Consider the following 16,532-nt stretch of genomic DNA (forward strand, 5'->3'; position numbering starts at 1 on the left):
ATTGCGAAATGAATATAGTGGCCACGTTCATGTGTCGTGTCCGACTGCTCTCTTATCATCTCTGGCCGCAAGGCGCGAAAGTTCTGCACCGCTATGCTGGCCTGGCTTGATCAGAAAACCGAAATCGTCGAACACGCCGTTCAATCCTCGCGATATTTCGAGCCGGCTCACGCAGCTTATTATAACGGGAAACCCGGCCAGCCGTTGAAGCTGATGCTGCAGGCGCGCAGCGACTTCCTGTCGATCTGGCGCCGCGCCGATTATCGCGAGCATGTGGCGGAGTTCAAGCTTCTGGGCCGCCAGCTCATCATCGTCAATTCGCCTGAAGCCATCCGTTATGTCGTGGCCAAACGCCATGAGAATTTCGAGCGTAAGACGCCGCAGATGCGCCGCGCGCTGGAATATCTTTTGGGCGACGGCTTGTTCATTTCCGACAAGGAAACCTGGAAACAACGTCGGCCGCTGGTCTCCGATATAGTGCATAAAAACCGCGTGCCGGCCTTTGGCGCGATCATGCAGAGCACAGCAAGCGAGCTTGCCGATAGATGGCAGAGCCTGGGTGAAGGCGCTGAAGTCAACGCCCTGTTCGAGATGGCGGGACTGACGGCGGAGATCATCTCTCGTAGCGTCTTCGGCAATGATCTTGGCGAGGAGAGCGCCAATGCGGTCACCGAAGGCTTTGCAAGCTACCAGTCGCTGGTCGATTCGGTCAATTTCGGCTATTTTCTAGGATTCGATGAGGGTTTGCCGATCATCAGGACGCCGAGCTTGAGCCGATCGGTGAAACGCATTCATCGGATCATCGATCAGGTGATAGAAGATCATGTGGCCGGCAAGGGTGACAACAGTTCCATGGTCGAACTGTTGATCCGTCGTCAGCAACGCAATCCCGAGCTGAAACTCGATGTGGTGGCGCTTCGCAACGAGGCTGCCACCATCTTTATGGCGGGCCACGAAACCACGGCGGCGACCCTGACCTGGGCCTGGTATCTGCTTGCAGGTGCGCCCTGGGTAGAGGAGGCGGTTCATGCGGAAATCGAGGCTGTCTGTGGCGATCTGGTCCCCTCGATCGATGATGTTGCAAAGCTCGACTGGTGCCGCGCGGTCATCGAAGAGACGTTGCGCCTCTATCCCCCGGTACCGATCCTGGCACGCCAGGCCGCCGAGCCGGACCAGATCGGCGACGTGAGGGTCCGCAAGGCGGCGCTAGTTCTGATCGTGCCATGGATCCTGCATCGTACGGAGTCGCTCTTCCCCGAGCCGCATCGCTTTTATCCGGAGCGTTTCCTCGGCGAGGCACGGCCGGCGCCCTACAGCTATATTCCCTTCGCCGCCGGCCCACGCGTATGCCCCGGTCTGCAATTCGGCCTCACCGAAGCGATCCTCTGCCTGGCGATCCTGGCCCAGCGTTTTCGCGTTCGGATCAGGGATGGGCATAAGGTCCAGCCACAATGCCGTCTGACGCTTCGTCCCCGTGACGGCATGCCCGTGACATTGCATAGGCGCCGGGGATGACGACCGAGACCGATAAAAAAGTCGTCGCCGGCAAGCGCAAGGCGTGGACCTATGAGCCTCCGAAAGCTCCGCCCCTTGCCGATTTCGCCGCTGGCCGGGACCGGCGCAAGGCATTTCTGCGCTATTGGCTTTACGAGAATGTCCACAACGCCATAGATCTCATCCTCTATTTTGCCTTCATGCTATTGCCGGCGAGCCTCTGCTCCGACCTTGGCGGTTGGCTCGGACGCATGCTGGCACCCCGCTTCCACAAGGGTGCTTACGCGCGCGCTACAGCCAATCTCAAGATGATAAGGCCCGAGCTTGGCGATGCAGAGATCGAGAAGCTTCTCAGGGCTTATGCCGATTCTCAAGGGCGGCAGATGGCGGAATATTCAGTCGTGCCGAGACTGGCACGGCGGCACGTCCGCATGATTGGCACCGAAGGATTAGTTGAGTGTTGCAGCAAAGGGCCGGTGATCTTCATCGCGCCCCATATTAGTAACTGGGAGGTACTCTGGCATTGCCTTCTCGACATGGGGCTCGACGTCACCATGAATTACGACCCGCCCAAACGCCGCTCACGCCATTATATCGTCAACCGGCTGCGCAAGGGGGCGGGCCTTGGAATCTTGAAACCCGGCCGCAGCTTCGTGCGCCCAGCCTTGAGAATCCTGGAGAACGGCGGCAATCTGCTGATGTTCTGTGACGAGGGTTTCAACGGGTACATCCGGGCGCCTTTTTTCGGAAGGCCCGCGCATCTTGAAGGCAATTATGCTCTCGTCGCCCGCATGGCGCGGAGGACGAATGCATTGATCTATCCGGTTTATATTGTTCGGGAGAAGGGTGCAGATTTCACGCTCCGAGTAATCGAGCCGTTCGTATGGCTCGAAGCAGAGGAAACGCAGGGTCAGCTCATTGAGGATGTAAATCGTTTGAACCAGATGATCGAACCGATTGTGCACAAATATCCGGAGCAATGGTATTTCGTGGACAACCGATTGCAATGAATGTCGCTGACGGAGAGGCATCGATCCAGTGAATCGGTTGCCTGTCGAACGGTCTCTCGACTAAGATGGTGCGCCTGCGTGGACGGGCACTTTGTCGTCCAGACCTAATTGGATGCTTTGCTCCGACGGACGTCATCATGTAGCCCCAGCCAAAGGATAGCGTTTCGCTATCTGCCGCAGCATGGGCATGCCTGACGCAGTACCCCCCTTGTCTGCCCAATCCAGGAAGGCGTGGATGCGGCGGGCGACCTTTTCGGGGTGGTGCTGGCTGATGTCGGCGATTCGATGGTCTAGAAAGGGATTGAGGAAGCGGTCGAGTGTCGTTGCGACATAGGCCTTCGCCTCATCGCTCATGCCGTTTGCGGCAAAGCCGGGCAGCACTTCGCTTTCATAGAGAGTATCGAGCCTGGCCCTTATGTCTTTGTCGGCCAGTATGGCGCGCACGGTTTCGTCCGCCGGCCGATTTTCGCGTTGCCAGATTTCGGCAAGGAAGGTGTGGCCCAGATTGAGGATATGCAGTTTCAGGCGCTCATAAGGGGCAAGATCGTCGGTCAGCACGATGCTTGCGTGGTGGCATGGTGCGCGAACACCCGGCGCGCGCTTGATCGCCCACAGCGCATAAGGTTCCGCGACGGCGCCGATCGGCTCAATCGGCTCGGAAACGATGCGATCGACCAGGGTCTCAGCGAAGGCGATGTGGCCGTCGAGCCACGTATAAAATTCAGCCGGCACATCGTTGAGCCGGGCGCAATCGATGACCGTCTGTTTCAGAACGCGGCCGTTGCCCGTCATCAGTTCGCAAGGAAGGATGACCATGGGGCGCCCGGTGGCTCGCCAGCGTCTGACGAGGAGCGCGGCAAGCTTGGCGGGGAAGGATCGCGGAACCTGATCGTTTGTGCCGAAGCGGTCTTCCTCCGGCCATATCTTGTAACCGGTTTCGCCGGTGTTGGAGATGACGAATTCGGTATCCTCGGCAAAGAGCCTTGACAGCTCCTCCCAGTGTTCGACTGCAGAGAGACCGCGATCGACGCTGGTGACCTGCACGGTGCGATCGACGGCATGCCCGTCCGACATGCCGCGGATGATGACGGGATAGCCTTCTGGATTGCCGAAGGCAGCAACGCGCCCGCTGCGGCTGCTGGCGCCTGAGACCTGAACGACGGCAATGGGGCCGGCATCCTGGCCGGATTGTCGTGCCTCGTGCACGAAGAATGCCGCATGCGCCTGCAAGAACCGGCTGGTGCCAAACTGGATGATCCGCGAGCTCACGCCACTTTCCTCCCATATTCGATGTTGATGAATAGGATCGTCTGGCTGAGGCAACATGCAACCTTCATACATCCGTCCAATTCTGTTTTTTATCCATAGAAAACAGCGAAACCTTGGGCAGTCAATGTTTTTATGCAGGTCGGGATGCAGCAGCAGTTCGAGGAGCGCGGACTCGATCGCATTCTTCGATTGCTTATTCAAGGAGCCATCATGCCTCGCTGTTGGCGTCAAATTGACGATGGGTTGGGTGCCGAGGGGCCGTCTGATCTCTCCCGCAGATACAGCAATCTCTGCCCTTGCACTCTCGACTGAGCTCCTTTTGTAAAATCGAAGAAAATATCACAAAAACTGTGATTTCGTCATTATTTGTTGTTATATTTGCGATTGAGGATGCTTTACTGCAAATGGCAACATCCACGCGATCTTAGCCGCCCATCATGACCCAGGGAAGAGTTGAATGGCACGTATCACCTTAAGGCAGTTACTCGATCACGCCGCTGAAAACGGCTACGGCGTTCCGGCTTTCAACATCAACAATATGGAACAGGCGCTTTCCATTATGGAAGCGGCCGATGCGGTCAACGCGCCCGTAATCATGCAGGCGTCGAGAGGCGCGAGAGCCTATGCCAACGATATCATGCTGAAACACATGATGGACGCAGTCGTGGAAATCTATCCGCATATCCCCGTCTGCGTGCATTTGGACCACGGCAATGATCCCTCGAGCTGCATGACGGCGATCCAGGCCGGCTTCACCTCGGTCATGATGGATGGATCTCTGAAGGCGGATGCCAAGACGCCGGCAGATTGGGACTACAATGTCGGCGTGACCAAGACGGTGACCGACATGGCGCATCTTGGCGGTATTTCCGTCGAGGGCGAGCTTGGCGTGCTCGGGTCGCTGGAAACCGGCATAGGCGAGGCTGAGGACGGTCATGGGGCGGAAGGCAAGCTGTCTCATGATCAGTTGCTTACCGACCCGGACGAGGCGGTGAAATTCGTGCGCGAGACCAAGGTGGACGCACTGGCGATCGCCATGGGCACTTCGCATGGCGCCTATAAGTTCACCCGCAAACCGGATGGCTCGGTGCTTGCGATGAGCTTGATCGAAGAGATCCATCGCAAGCTGCCCAATACCCACCTTGTCATGCATGGCTCCTCCTCGGTGCCTGAGGAATTGCAGGAGATCATCAACACATATGGCGGCCAGATGAAGCCGACCTGGGGCGTGCCGATCGAAGAGATCCAGCGCGGCATCAAGAATGGCGTGCGCAAGATCAACATCGATACCGATGGCCGCATGGCGATGACGGGTCAGATCCGCCGCGTGCTGCAGGAAGATCCGAGCGAGTTCGACCCTCGTAAATATATGAAGCCCGCCATGGCGGCGCTCACCAAGCTCTGCAAGGAGCGCTTCGAACAGTTTGGCACGGCCGGTCACGCTTTGCGCATCCAGCCGCTCTCCGTTGCCGAAATGGCCAAACGTTACAAGTCCGGTTCCCTCGACCCGGTTTTCTCCTGAATTAGATGATCAGCGCGCTGCCGGGCTTGCTGCACGGCGCACGCTTTCTTCGCTCAGGGTTTGACCGTGGAATTTCGATAGCGATGCAACGACATCGTCGATCTCCTTGGCCAGTCGCTGTGCGTCCCACTGCAGGGCTGCTGCGGCGATGGCGCCGATTTCGCGCAAGCCCTGGATCGTCAGCAGGCCCTCGATCGCCATGGTCGTACGCCGGAAGACGATGTCGGAGAGATGCACGACCATCTCCTGCCGCGCGATCCAATCGATCTCAAGCGCGCTATAACGCTGCGCGCCACTGATGCGCTGGCTGTCGCTATAGGTTGAAGGATAGGCGAGGATTGCCGCTGCCGTCGTACCGTATCGGCCGAGCAGCTCATCCGCTCTGCTGGCCTCGACGCCAGCCTTTGCCGCGACGGACTTGATCCACCTCGCACGCTCGTTGGCGTCTACCGGGAAATCTCGGCCGCCGCCGATCGCAAGCCGCTCCGTGGACGTCTTGCGGCGGATTTGAAGGCGAGCCAGCACGGTATCGGAAACCTCTTCGGCAAAGCCGCGGAATGTGGTCCATTTGCCGCCAACCAGCGAGATGATCGGGAAGGGGCGGCCTGGCTGCGGCTCGAAGACGGGTGCGGAGTGATCGCGGCTGATCAGGCCCGGCGACGAGGCGTCCGAGGCGGGCAGGGGGCGGATGCCGCTATAGCTGTAGGTTACCTGATCGCGGTCGAAGCGCAGGCTCGGCAGAAGTGACCTGACGCTGTCGATGAAATAGTCGATCTCCGGCTCTTCGCAGCGAACATTGTCTGGATCGTCGCAAGGAATATCGGTCGATCCCACAAGCACCTGGCCGAGATAGCCATAGACCAGACAGATGCGGCCATCATCAGCTTCGAAATAGATCATATGGCCGTTCAGGCTGCGCACCAGTTCCGGATGATCGAGCAGGATATGCGATCCCTTGGTGCCGCCGATCAGATGGGCCGGCGCACCGAGGGCAGCGTTGACGTGATCGATCCATGGGCCGGCAGCATTGACCACGAGCTTCGGCTTGACCGAAAAGGCATAGCCATCCGCACGCTGGAAGGTCAGCAGGCCATCGGCAGCGGAAACCAGCCGGGTCGAATTTGCCGCCAAGGAAGCCTTGTTCGCCTCCAGTCCGTCATTGACCAGTTCATAGACCAGCCGTTCCGGCCGGCTGATCTTGGCATCGTAATAGATACCGCCGGCGACGATCTCAGGCGTGACATGCGGCATTTCCTTCAGCGCCCGGCGCTTCAAAAGGAACCGGTGGCGCGGCATGACGCGGTTGCGCGAACCGAAGAAATCGTAAAGTGCGAGCCCGATCTTGATAAGCAAAGCGCCGCGGCTGCGCGGGGCGGTTGTCGAACCTGTCAACGTACGCAGGGCCGCCCAGATGCCGCGTGTCCATGAGAAGATCGGCACGAAGGTCGGCAGTGCTTCGACATAATGCGGGGCGTTCTTGAGCAGAAGGTTTCGCTCAAGTGCCGACTGTGCGACCAGGCCGAATTCGCCGGTTTCGAGATATTTGAGGCCACCATGGATCAGCCTGGATGGCGCTGCACTCGTTCCGGAGCCGAAATCCGATTTATCGATGATCAGGCAGTTGACGCCTTGCAGTGACAGATCGCGAAACAGCCCCGCGCCATTGACGCCCGCGCCGAGGATGACGACATCGATGTCTCCGTCTTGAAGTTGCGAGAAGCGTTGTTTCAGATCGGCGGCCATATCGGTCATAACATCATTGTCCTGGTGAACTGCCGCGATAGCCCTGGCTTCGCGACGCAAGTGGCGGTCTAGCCTTGGGAGTGCTGGGTTGAGAGATTGCCGATCCGCGGCCAGAGCGGCGTCATCGCTTCAGCGATGTCGCGGAAGAGGTCGTAGCGGATGCGGTAGTCTGCGCTGCGGGCGGGATCCGGAGAATAGGTTCGGGCGATCTTGCCGACATCGCGCGGATCGCTTTGCGGATCGGCATAGACGCCAATCCCGGCACCGGCGCAAAGGGCTGCCCCCCAGGCGGCGGCTTCATCGGTTTCCGTCACGGTAACGGGCATGCCGAGCACGTCGGCAAACATCTGCACGACGATCGGATTGCGCGAGACACCGCCTGCCAGCCTTGCCTGATTGAAGGAAAAACCGTCGCTTAGCGCATCGACATGGATCTTATGGTTGAAGGCAATGCCTTCCAGAACGGCGCGCAGCATGTCGCCGCGATCATGCCAGCCGCCAAGCCCGAAGAAGCTGGCGCTTGCCTTAGCGCCATAGGGCGAGCCGAAGAGATAGGGGTGGAACAGCGCGCTCGATGGTCGATTGAACGCTGCCTCGATCTCGGGACCGAGCACGGCATGGATCGACTGGTCCGCTGCTTCGGCGCTTGCAATTTCACTCGCGCAGAGCTTGTCGAGGAACCATTCATAATTCGCCGACGATGCAGGCGAGATCGACATATTGTTCCATTGGCCTGGTGTAATCGCATTGCGGCAGAACCAGCGGCCGTCGACGCGCGGTTCCGACGAGAGCGTCTCGTTGATCGAATAGGTGCCGGCGATGATGGCGACGACACCGGACGCATAGCCGCCGGCACCAAGGGCTGAGGCGGTCACGTCATGCAGACCGGCAACGACAGGCGTGCCTTCGGCAAGGCCGGTGCGCTCTGCGACGGCTTCTGTCACGTATCCTACGATTTCGTCGGATCGCGAGGCCCGCGGCAAAGCGCCGGTGATTTCATCGACCCCAAAGAGCCTTAGTGCATCCGGCGCATAATCCTGGGTCGTGACATTGGTAAACGACGTGCTCGCCTCGGTCCGGTCAGTGCCGGCAATGCCGGTCAGGCAGAAGCGCAGCCAGTCCTTGCAACTTAGGATATGGCCGATCTCAGCAAAGCGTTCGGGCTCATTGGCTTTAATCCATGCAAGCAAAGCCGATGGGGCCGAGACATGCGGCAACTGGCCGGTCAGCTTCAAAGATGCTTCGGCAACATGGCTCTCCAGCCATTGTTCGACGATTGATCCGGCGCGGCTGTCGAGCGAAAGAATGGCGCGTCCGAGCGGCTTCTTTGCCTTGTCGAGCAGATAGATGCCGTCGCCATGAGCGGTTGCGGCAATCGCCTGGATATCGCTTGCAGGGCGGTTGCTGAGCTTGATTGCCTCGGCAATGGCGTCGGCCGTCTGGTTCCAGAGTTCGTCCATGTCCCGCTCGACATGACGTGCCTTCGGCATGAACTGGGTCACCCGACGGCGCGCAACGGCAAGCGGCGTTCCGTCAATGTCGAAGATGACGGCTTTGGTGACGGTCAAACCGCTGTCAATTCCGAGCAGACTCGGCATTCCCGTGACTCCTGATCATGAACGAAAAGAGGTGGCCGTTGCCGGCTTCAGCCTCAGGACCGCTCCTTGTCGCCTTTGGCGACGACCACGTTGATATTCTTGTTGCGCATACGCTCCAGATGGGCGGCGGGTGTCTTCTCATCGACGATGACGACATCGAATTCGCTCAGATGCGCAAAACTATGCAGCGCCCGCCGTTCGAATTTCGTATGATCCATCAGCAAGATGCGCTTGGCGGCGCTTTCGAACATCGCGCGCTTGATATCGACGATCTCGGGCGACTGATGGAAAACCACGTCGTCGATGATGGCCGACATCGAGATGAAGGTCACATCCGCCCGCAAGCGATTGATTTCGTTGATCGTCATCCGCCCCATGAAGGCGTTGCACCAATTATAATATTGCCCGCCGAGCGCCAGAAGCGTCACGTCGTGCATGTCCTTCAGCGCATTCATCAGAGTTAGCGAATTGGTGATCGCCGTCAGCGGAACCTTGGCCGGCAGCTGCGACGCCATCTGCAGGACGGTGGTGGAATCATCGAGGAAAATTGCCTGGCCAGGCTCGATGAACTGCATGGCAGCCGCGGCGATCATCATCTTTTCGCTTGCCTGCCGGTTGGCGCGATAGACGTCGCTCGATTCGATCAGGCTGGTCGCTGCGGCCGATACGATGCCGCGCGTCTTGCGGAACAGGCCTCGGCTGACCAGTTCGTCGACATCGCGATGAGCCGTCATCAGGCTAATGCCGAAGCGATCGGTGAGATCCTCGATGCGCATCGAACCTTCCGCCATCACGGCTTCGGCGATCATCTGGCGCCTGGCGATCTGGCGCGAATGCCGGCTGTCGCTCGGCAGCTCGTCTTGCAGGAATGATACGGGGCTTGTCTTGTCTGTCACTTTGGCCTCTGACACTGAGCCTTGCGGAGATTAACTTGCTGCAGCGAACGTCACGCTATGGAAAAAAGTATAAAGAACAGTTCGCTATCAGGATTTCTGCAAGTTCTGTCTTATGTGCAGCCAGGGTGCCGCCCATTGCGGCCAAGGGATGGGGGCGCCGGTTTGCGGCGCCCCCAGATCATTACTCGGACAGAACGAAGGGTGCCGTGTACTTGTCGACATTATCCTTGGTGATCAGGATGCAATCGAAAAGCTGCTTTTCGCTCTTGGCACCGGTCTTGCCGGTCTTGATGAAGCTGTCGGCCTGCTTGACGGCTTCTTCGGAGAAGACGGCAACCGGCTGCAGAACAGTGTACTGAAGCTCACCGGCCTTGATGGCGGCAACAGCATCCGGCGAGCCGTCGAAGCCGCCGACCTTGACATTGGCAAGCTTGCCGGCTTCCTTGAGAGCGGCAATCGCACCAAGCGCCATTTCGTCATTGCCGGAGATCACGCCGGTAATGTCCGGGTGAGCCTGCAGTATCGACTGCATCTTGTTGTGGCCCTGAGTGCGGTCCCAGTTGGCGACTTCCTTGGCAACCTTCTTCAGGTCGGGATACTGGGTCAGGACGGTTTCGTAGCCGTTCGAGCGCGTAGCGGCATTGTTGTCGGAAGGCGAGCCGAAGAGTTCGGCATAATTGCCCTTGTCACCAACGGCTTCGACCCACTGCTGAGCGCCGATCGCTGCACCCTGGGCATTGTTGGAAACGAGCTGAGCCTTGGCAAGGCCTTCCTGGTTGATTTCAGCGTTGACGAGGAAGACCGGGATGCCAGCGGCAACAGCCTTCTTGACCGCGCCGACGGAACCGTCAGCGTTTGCCGGATCGAGGATGATGGCGACCGACTTGTTGGTGATGGCCGTGTCGATCAGGTTGCTTTCGGTGTTGGTGTCGCCCTTATGCGCACCGACTGTTGCCGTATAGCCGAGCTTCTCAGCGGTCGCTTTGGCGATATTGCCTTCCGTCAGCCAGTAGGGGTTGGACGGATCGTTGACGATGACGGTGATCTGGCCGGCGGCCCATGCGGCCCCAGTCAGAAGCGGTGCCACAGCAACTGCTGCCATGACGATGCGCAAGCCTTTTTTGAACATTAGTCTCTCTCCCTTTTGATGAGCTCTGGTAATGCCGGCGAACCGGCGGTCCTTTCTCCGATCGGTATCTCACCGACCGGGGACAAGTCTTGATGCAACGTCAGCCGGATTTGGTCCGACGTCCGTACTGGATGCTGTTCATGAGCACGGCGAGCACGATGACTGCGCCGGTAAAGACCGTCTGCCAGTAGGCCGAGACGCCGATGATGACGAGGCCATCCGCCAGAAAGCCGATGACGAATGCGCCAAGCATGGTGCCGCGCACCGTGCCGCGGCCGCCGGTCAATGCGGCACCGCCAATGACGACGGCGGCAATTGCGGTCAGCTCGTAGCTGGTGCCGGCGTTCGGGCCGGCCGAGGTCAGCTGCGAGGACAGGACGAGGCCGGCGATGGCTGCACAAATGCCCGAAAGCACATAGACTGCGATCTTGACCTGCTTGACCGGAACGCCGGAAAGATCGGCGGCGCGTTCGTTGCCGCCCGAGGCATAAAGCCAGCGGCCGAAGGCGGTGCGGCTGAGCACGATGCCACAGATTATCGCAAGCACGGCAAGGACGATGACGCCGATCGGAACGCCAGCGAGGCGATTGAAGCCCAGCCAGTTGAAACCGGTATTGCCGAGTTCGGGGCGGCCGCCGAGATTGTTGTAGGTCAGGCCGTTGGTCATCAGCAAGGCGATGCCGCGGGCGACATAGAGGACACCCAGCGAGGCGACGAAGGCTGGAACGCGCAGGTAGGCGATGAGCACGCCATTGACCGCACCAACCACGCCGCCGAGAATGCAGGTCAGCACGACGACGGCCCAGACCGGCGGATAGAGAATGACGCCGAAGCTCGACAGCGTGACGCCCTGCATCAGGAAACCGGCGATACAGCCGGCAAGGCCGAGTGTCGAGCCAACGGAAAGATCGATGCCGCCATTGAGGATGACCAGCAGCATGCCGATGGCAAGGATGCCGAAAATCGCCACATGCGAGGCCATGGTCAGGAAGTTGCTGAGCGAGAAGTAGTAGGGCGACAGGAAGGAGAAGACCGCGATGATGACGATCAGCGCAAAGAAGGCGCGTCCCTCCAGGATCAGCCGCACGAGACTGAAATTCCGCCGCTGTCCGTTGGATACTGGTTTCTTATCTGTAATGTTCGTGACTGACATAATCAGTGCTCCATGAATGCGGCTAGTGCCCGACCACTGCTTCGCCCGAGGCGGCCATGATCTTTTCCTTGGTGACATCAGGACCGAATTCGGCAGAAATCTTGCCGCGGTGCATGACGATGATGCGATGGGCGATGCTCAGGCACTCGGCGACTTCCGACGTCGAATAGATCACCGCCAGCCCCTCCTTGGCGCGCTCGGCGAGCAGCTTGAAGACCTCAGCCTTCGCGCCGATGTCGATACCGCGGCTCGGCTCATCGAGCAGGATCACGCGAGGATCGGTTGCCAGCATCTTGCCGATGACGACCTTCTGCTGGTTGCCGCCAGACAGCGAACCGATTGCCGCATCGCCGCCGTCGGTCTTGATATGAACCTTGCGGATGGAGTCGCTGACCAGCGACCGCTCGCGGCCGCTCGAGGTGAAAAGACCCTTGGTGAAAGCGCCGATGCTCGCAAGCGACAGGTTCGAGCCGACGGTCATCGTCTGAACGAGACCGTCGCGCTGGCGATCTTCCGGCACCAGCACCAGCCCCTGCGCGATGCGTCCGGCAATGGACAGACCGCCGACATCCGTGTTGCCGAGGAGGACGCGGCCGCCGCTCGACCGAAGCCGGCCCGCCACACATTCGAGCAGTTCGGTACGGCCGGCGCCCATCAGACCGTAGATGCAGACGATCTCGCCGGCGCGAACCGCAAGCGACAGACGGTCGACGGCGTTATATGCGGCGCCCGACGGACCGGGAACGGTGAGATTGTCGATCGTCAGCGCCACATCGCCCATTTTATGGCCTGCCGGCGGGCTGCCGAGGTCGAAATTATCGCCGACCATGTTGCGCACGATCCATTCAAGATTGATGTCCTTGCGTTCGGCATAGGCGGTCATGTTGCCGTCGCGTAGAACGACGGCGTGATGGGTGATCTGCAGCGCCTCTTCCAAATGATGCGAGATATAGACGATCGACACGCCGCGGTTCGTCAGGTCGCGAATGACCTTGAACAGGACTTCGACCTCGCTGGCGCTGAGCGCCGAGGTCGGCTCGTCCATGATCAAGATGCGAGAATTGACCGACAAGGCGCGAGCGATTTCGACGATCTGCTGCTGGCCGAGGCGCAGATCCTCGACGGGCGTGAGCGGATCGATATTTTCTTCCAGCTCCTCCATCAGCGCCCGGGTCTGGCGCTCTTCCTCGGCAAAATCGACCACGCCGCCCTTCATGATCTCGCGGCCCATGAAGATGTTGTCGCGGACGCTGAGGTTTGGCGCCAGGCTCAATTCCTGATGGATGATGGAAATGCCGCAGGCGCGCGCATGGGTGGAGGAGGCGAAGGAAATCGGTGCGCCATCGAGAATGATCTCGCCCGATGTCGGCTGGATGACGCCGGACAGGATCTTCATCAGCGTCGATTTGCCGGCGCCGTTTTCACCGAAAAGAGTGGTGACTTCGCCGCGGCGAATATCGAAATTGACACCCTTCAGCGCATGAACACTGCCATAGGATTTGGCGACGTTGCGGGCGGCGAGAACGACTTCGCCCGTGGTAGCGCCATTGTGCTGGACCTGGCTCATTTCACATCGACCTTTACCGGGGTGACGAGCCAGTTCTTGGGATTGATGAGCTTGAACACCCCAACGACCGTCGCCGTCTTGCCCGTCAGCTTCTCCGGATCCAGGCTGCCAAGCGTCGCCTTCTTCATCTCATTGTTGATGGCGGAGCCGGCATCCTGATATTCGATCTGATTGGTGAACTGGCCGAATTCGATCTTGCCGGTGGCATCGCGAAGATCGGTGCCGTTGATCGCGGGGCCTGTTTGTACCCGTATGGTGACGCCGTCAGGCAGGCCGTTGACCTTGAACTCGTTGAGATTGGCCTTGCGCTCGCCGAAGGTGCCGGTCAAGGAGACGGGAAGGACGGGTCCGGTGGTGGTGGCAACGCCGTATTTTGCGCCAGCGGCCTTCTTGTCGGCCAGAACCGCATTGGCGAGCGTCACCGCATCGACGGCGCGCTTTTCGACATCGGCCTGCACCTTCGGGAATTCTTCGGCGCCATAGGTCTCCGGCTGGAAACCTTGTTCGCGCACATCGTGCTCGGAGCCGATCTTGACCACCTTGGTATCGGCAGCGATGGCGCCGATGACGATCACCACCGCGGCGATGCCGGCGACGATCTTGAGCTTGGAGCCCGTCGGCTTGGCAGTTGCATATTGAGCTTGCGTATTCATGTTCAAACGACCTTGGGCATGTCAGCCGGAGTGCCTGATGGAGAAAGGGAGAAAAGTGCCGCGATCCGGCTTAACGGAAGCGGGGCTTGCGCGTTCGCGCCTTTGAGCGCTCCGCTTGGCTTCCGGCTGCGCCGTCACCGGAAAGGAAATTCAACATCAGGAGCCTCCTCAATGTGCGGACGGCTGTCTCCTCCAGTCGCCCATCTTGGGTTCACAATTGCCGCATCCATGCGACATTTGTGATATAAGTATGTTAATTTCTGCATTTTATATGTTATAAATATTTAAGCGTGTCAACCATGATTTAACAAACCCTTTATTCGACCGGCCTCCGTGGGCCTCAGCACTTCCAGCCTTTTCACACTCGAAGCTTTCGCTTTAGGGGCTTTATTCCGAGCTTAGCCGACCGGCATCATTTTGGTCGACTTGGCATTAAAGCTTTTTGATAATAAATTGATATATATAAGTATTGTAAGGAGATCGTGAGACGCCTCCCAACAGCCTCCCTGATTCGATCCGGGAGGGCTAGGTTGTTGATTCGTATTCCTCCAATGCGTTGCTGCAGTCCTTTCTTGCCACGGCCTACCCTTCAATCACATCCATTTTATATGAAAAAAATTACAACACCAGAAAAATATTACTGTAACAACGATATGATTATGTTATAAAGCCGCGAGCTGATTGATGGGTCGCAGCTATGCTTGGGATCCATTGCGTGGCTGATGTCGGGTGCGCGCCGGTGCTTCGTTCGCGATCCTTCCCTTGGAGTGGGGAGTACGATGGCGACGATAGATGCGACCTGGCGTAGAATTATGCCCTTGGCCGCGTGAGGAGGAATGAAAATGTTTGTGATGGTTGCCGATGCTCCTGCCGCAGGGTGTCGTATGGTGGAGCTGGCGTGCAATGTCTAAAGGCGACAGGATCATCATCGGGATCGATGCGGGTACCTCGGTTTTGAAGGCGGTTGCCTTCGAGCTGTCCGGGCGGCAGATCGCTTCAGCTTCAGCGCGCAATCGCTATGAGACGGGAGAAGACGGATCGGTCACCCAATCGCTCGGCCAGACGTGGTCGGATTGTCTCAGTGCATTGCGCGGCCTTGGTGAGAAGGTCGGCAATCTTGCCGCCCGAACGGCAGCGATCGCGGTTACCGGCCAAGGCGACGGCACCTGGCTTGTCGGCTCCGGCAATGCTCCGGTCGGCGATGCCTGGCTGTGGCTTGACGCCCGCGCGGCACCGACCGTCACGCGCCTGAGCGCCGCGGCCGGCAACCGCGCCCGTTTCGAGGCGACGGGCACGGGGCTCAATACCTGCCAGCAGGGTGCGCAGCTCGCCCATATGGAACGCTTCATGCCCGAGCTTCTCGATCGGGCCGAGACGGCGCTGCATTGCAAGGACTGGCTCTACCTGAATCTCACCGGCATACGGGCAACCGATCCATCGGAAGCGAGCTTCACCTTCGGTAATTTCCGCAATCGGCAATATGATCCTGTTGTCATCGATGCGCTCGGCCTTGCCCGCCGGCGCTCGCTTCTGCCCGAGATTGTCGACGGAACCGAGATCAGCCACCCTCTGACGGAGGCCGCGGCCAAGGCCGCCGGTTTACGTGCCGGAACGCCGGTCTGCCTGGGTTACGTCGATATGGTCATGACCGCACTTGGCGCCGGCGTTCGCACTGGCGGCCAGAACGCCGCCTGCTCGACGATCGGATCGACCGGCGTACATATGCGCGCCAAGGCCGTGCCCGATGTCCAACTCAACGAAGAGGGGACGGGATATGTCATCGCCTTGCCGATCCCCGGTATCGTCACCCAGGTTCAGACGAACATGGGCGCAACCATCAATATCGATTGGATTCTCAAGGTTGCGGCGGATTTGATGTCCGCAGGCGGCAGCGAGGTTTCCTATTCCGACCTTATTCCGCGCATCGATGCCTGGTTTGCCGAATCGCGTCCGACGAACCTTCTCTATCATCCCTATATTTCCGAGGCCGGCGAGCGCGGTCCCTTTGTCAATGCACATGCGCGTGCCGGCTTTACCGGACTTTCGACCCGGCACGGCTTTACCGACATGCTGAGGGCCGTGGTCGAGGGGCTCGGCATGGCAACGCGCGATTGCTACGCGGCCATGGGCGACATGCCTTCGGAGCTGCGCATCACCGGAGGGGCTGCTCGCTCGCGTGCGCTGCGTGGTTCGCTGTCGGCCGCCGTCAAGGCGCCGGTGCGCATTTCCGACCGCGAGGAGGCGGGGGCTGCCGGTGTCGCGATGATGGCCGCCGTCGCGATCGGCGCCTATCCGGACATGGACAGCTGCATTGTCGACTGGGTGACGCCGTTGCTGGGCGAGGCCGAGGCGCCCGATCCCGCAAATGTCGAACGCTATGACCGCCTGTTCGATGCCTACAAGGACGTGCGTCAGGCGCTCGCGCCCGCCTGGGACAAGCTGGCCTGGCACTAGCCGATACAAAGGCGGCGGGCGAGCGCCGCTCTTGAAGATTGAAT

Annotated in this window: 12 protein-coding genes; 4 read left to right on the forward strand and 8 right to left on the reverse strand. The window is 59.4% G+C overall.

Annotated features, from left to right (window positions below):
• Window positions 1–93 precede the first annotated feature (93 nt).
• Together AC13RM_RS16900 and AC13RM_RS16905 are read left to right on the forward strand one after the other, a co-directional pair.
• The gene (locus AC13RM_RS16900) at window positions 94–1,515 is read left to right on the forward strand and encodes a cytochrome P450 (RefSeq protein ID WP_374820389.1); all 1,422 of its coding nucleotides are present in this window, start codon (window positions 94–96) and stop codon (window positions 1,513–1,515) included.
• A 116-nt stretch (window positions 1,516–1,631) separates the two neighbouring features.
• On the forward strand, window positions 1,632–2,504 hold the full coding sequence (locus tag AC13RM_RS16905) for a lysophospholipid acyltransferase family protein (RefSeq protein ID WP_488555342.1): 873 nt from the start codon (window positions 1,632–1,634) through the stop codon (window positions 2,502–2,504).
• A 135-nt stretch (window positions 2,505–2,639) separates the two neighbouring features.
• Here AC13RM_RS16905 and AC13RM_RS16910 read toward each other — a convergent pair whose 3' ends face one another.
• Window positions 2,640–3,773 carry a mannitol dehydrogenase family protein gene (locus AC13RM_RS16910; protein ID WP_488555319.1) on the reverse strand — a complete coding sequence of 378 codons (1,134 nt, stop codon included), beginning with the start codon at window positions 3,771–3,773 and terminating at the stop codon, window positions 2,640–2,642.
• Window positions 3,774–4,230: 457 nt separating this feature from the next.
• Here AC13RM_RS16910 and fba point away from each other — a divergent pair, with 457 nt between their 5' ends.
• A complete protein-coding gene (gene fba / locus AC13RM_RS16915) occupies window positions 4,231–5,295 on the forward strand; it encodes a class II fructose-bisphosphate aldolase (protein ID WP_488555320.1) in 1,065 nt (354 codons plus the stop codon).
• A gap of 9 nt (window positions 5,296–5,304) precedes the next feature.
• On the opposite strand, the gene AC13RM_RS16920 is transcribed toward fba, so the two are convergent.
• The 7 genes from AC13RM_RS16920 to AC13RM_RS16950 all read right to left on the reverse strand — a co-directional run bounded on the left by AC13RM_RS16920 (window position 5,305) and on the right by AC13RM_RS16950 (window position 14,034).
• Complete coding sequence (locus AC13RM_RS16920; protein ID WP_488555321.1) at window positions 5,305–7,047, reverse strand: glycerol-3-phosphate dehydrogenase/oxidase; 1,743 nt, start codon at window positions 7,045–7,047, stop codon at window positions 5,305–5,307.
• Between the two features lie 59 nt (window positions 7,048–7,106).
• Window positions 7,107–8,636 (reverse strand): FGGY-family carbohydrate kinase, encoded by a 1,530-nt coding sequence (locus tag AC13RM_RS16925; protein ID WP_488555322.1) that lies wholly within the window; start codon window positions 8,634–8,636, stop codon window positions 7,107–7,109.
• Between the two features lie 53 nt (window positions 8,637–8,689).
• Entirely contained in the window at window positions 8,690–9,445 is a 756-nt protein-coding gene (locus AC13RM_RS16930; protein WP_488555343.1) for a DeoR/GlpR family DNA-binding transcription regulator, read from the reverse strand.
• Between the two features lie 268 nt (window positions 9,446–9,713).
• Window positions 9,714–10,661, reverse strand: a complete 948-nt coding sequence (locus AC13RM_RS16935) for a D-ribose ABC transporter substrate-binding protein (protein ID WP_069615621.1) — start codon at window positions 10,659–10,661, stop codon at window positions 9,714–9,716.
• Window positions 10,662–10,761: 100 nt separating this feature from the next.
• A complete protein-coding gene (locus AC13RM_RS16940) occupies window positions 10,762–11,814 on the reverse strand; it encodes an ABC transporter permease (protein WP_041678207.1) in 1,053 nt (350 codons plus the stop codon).
• 22 nt (window positions 11,815–11,836) lie between these two features.
• A complete protein-coding gene (locus tag AC13RM_RS16945) occupies window positions 11,837–13,381 on the reverse strand; it encodes a sugar ABC transporter ATP-binding protein (protein WP_488555323.1) in 1,545 nt (514 codons plus the stop codon).
• A complete protein-coding gene (locus AC13RM_RS16950) occupies window positions 13,378–14,034 on the reverse strand; it encodes a DUF2291 domain-containing protein (RefSeq protein ID WP_488555324.1) in 657 nt (218 codons plus the stop codon). The genes AC13RM_RS16945 and AC13RM_RS16950 overlap by 4 nt, the downstream gene beginning before the upstream one ends.
• 903 nt (window positions 14,035–14,937) lie before the next feature.
• Here AC13RM_RS16950 and AC13RM_RS16955 point away from each other — a divergent pair.
• Window positions 14,938–16,488: an FGGY-family carbohydrate kinase gene (locus tag AC13RM_RS16955; protein WP_374820408.1), complete on the forward strand. Its 1,551-nt coding sequence runs from the start codon at window positions 14,938–14,940 to the stop codon at window positions 16,486–16,488.
• The last annotated feature ends 44 nt before the right edge of the window (window positions 16,489–16,532 follow it).

The sequence above is a fragment of the Martinezella sp. CNPSo 3732 genome (assembly GCF_057784515.1).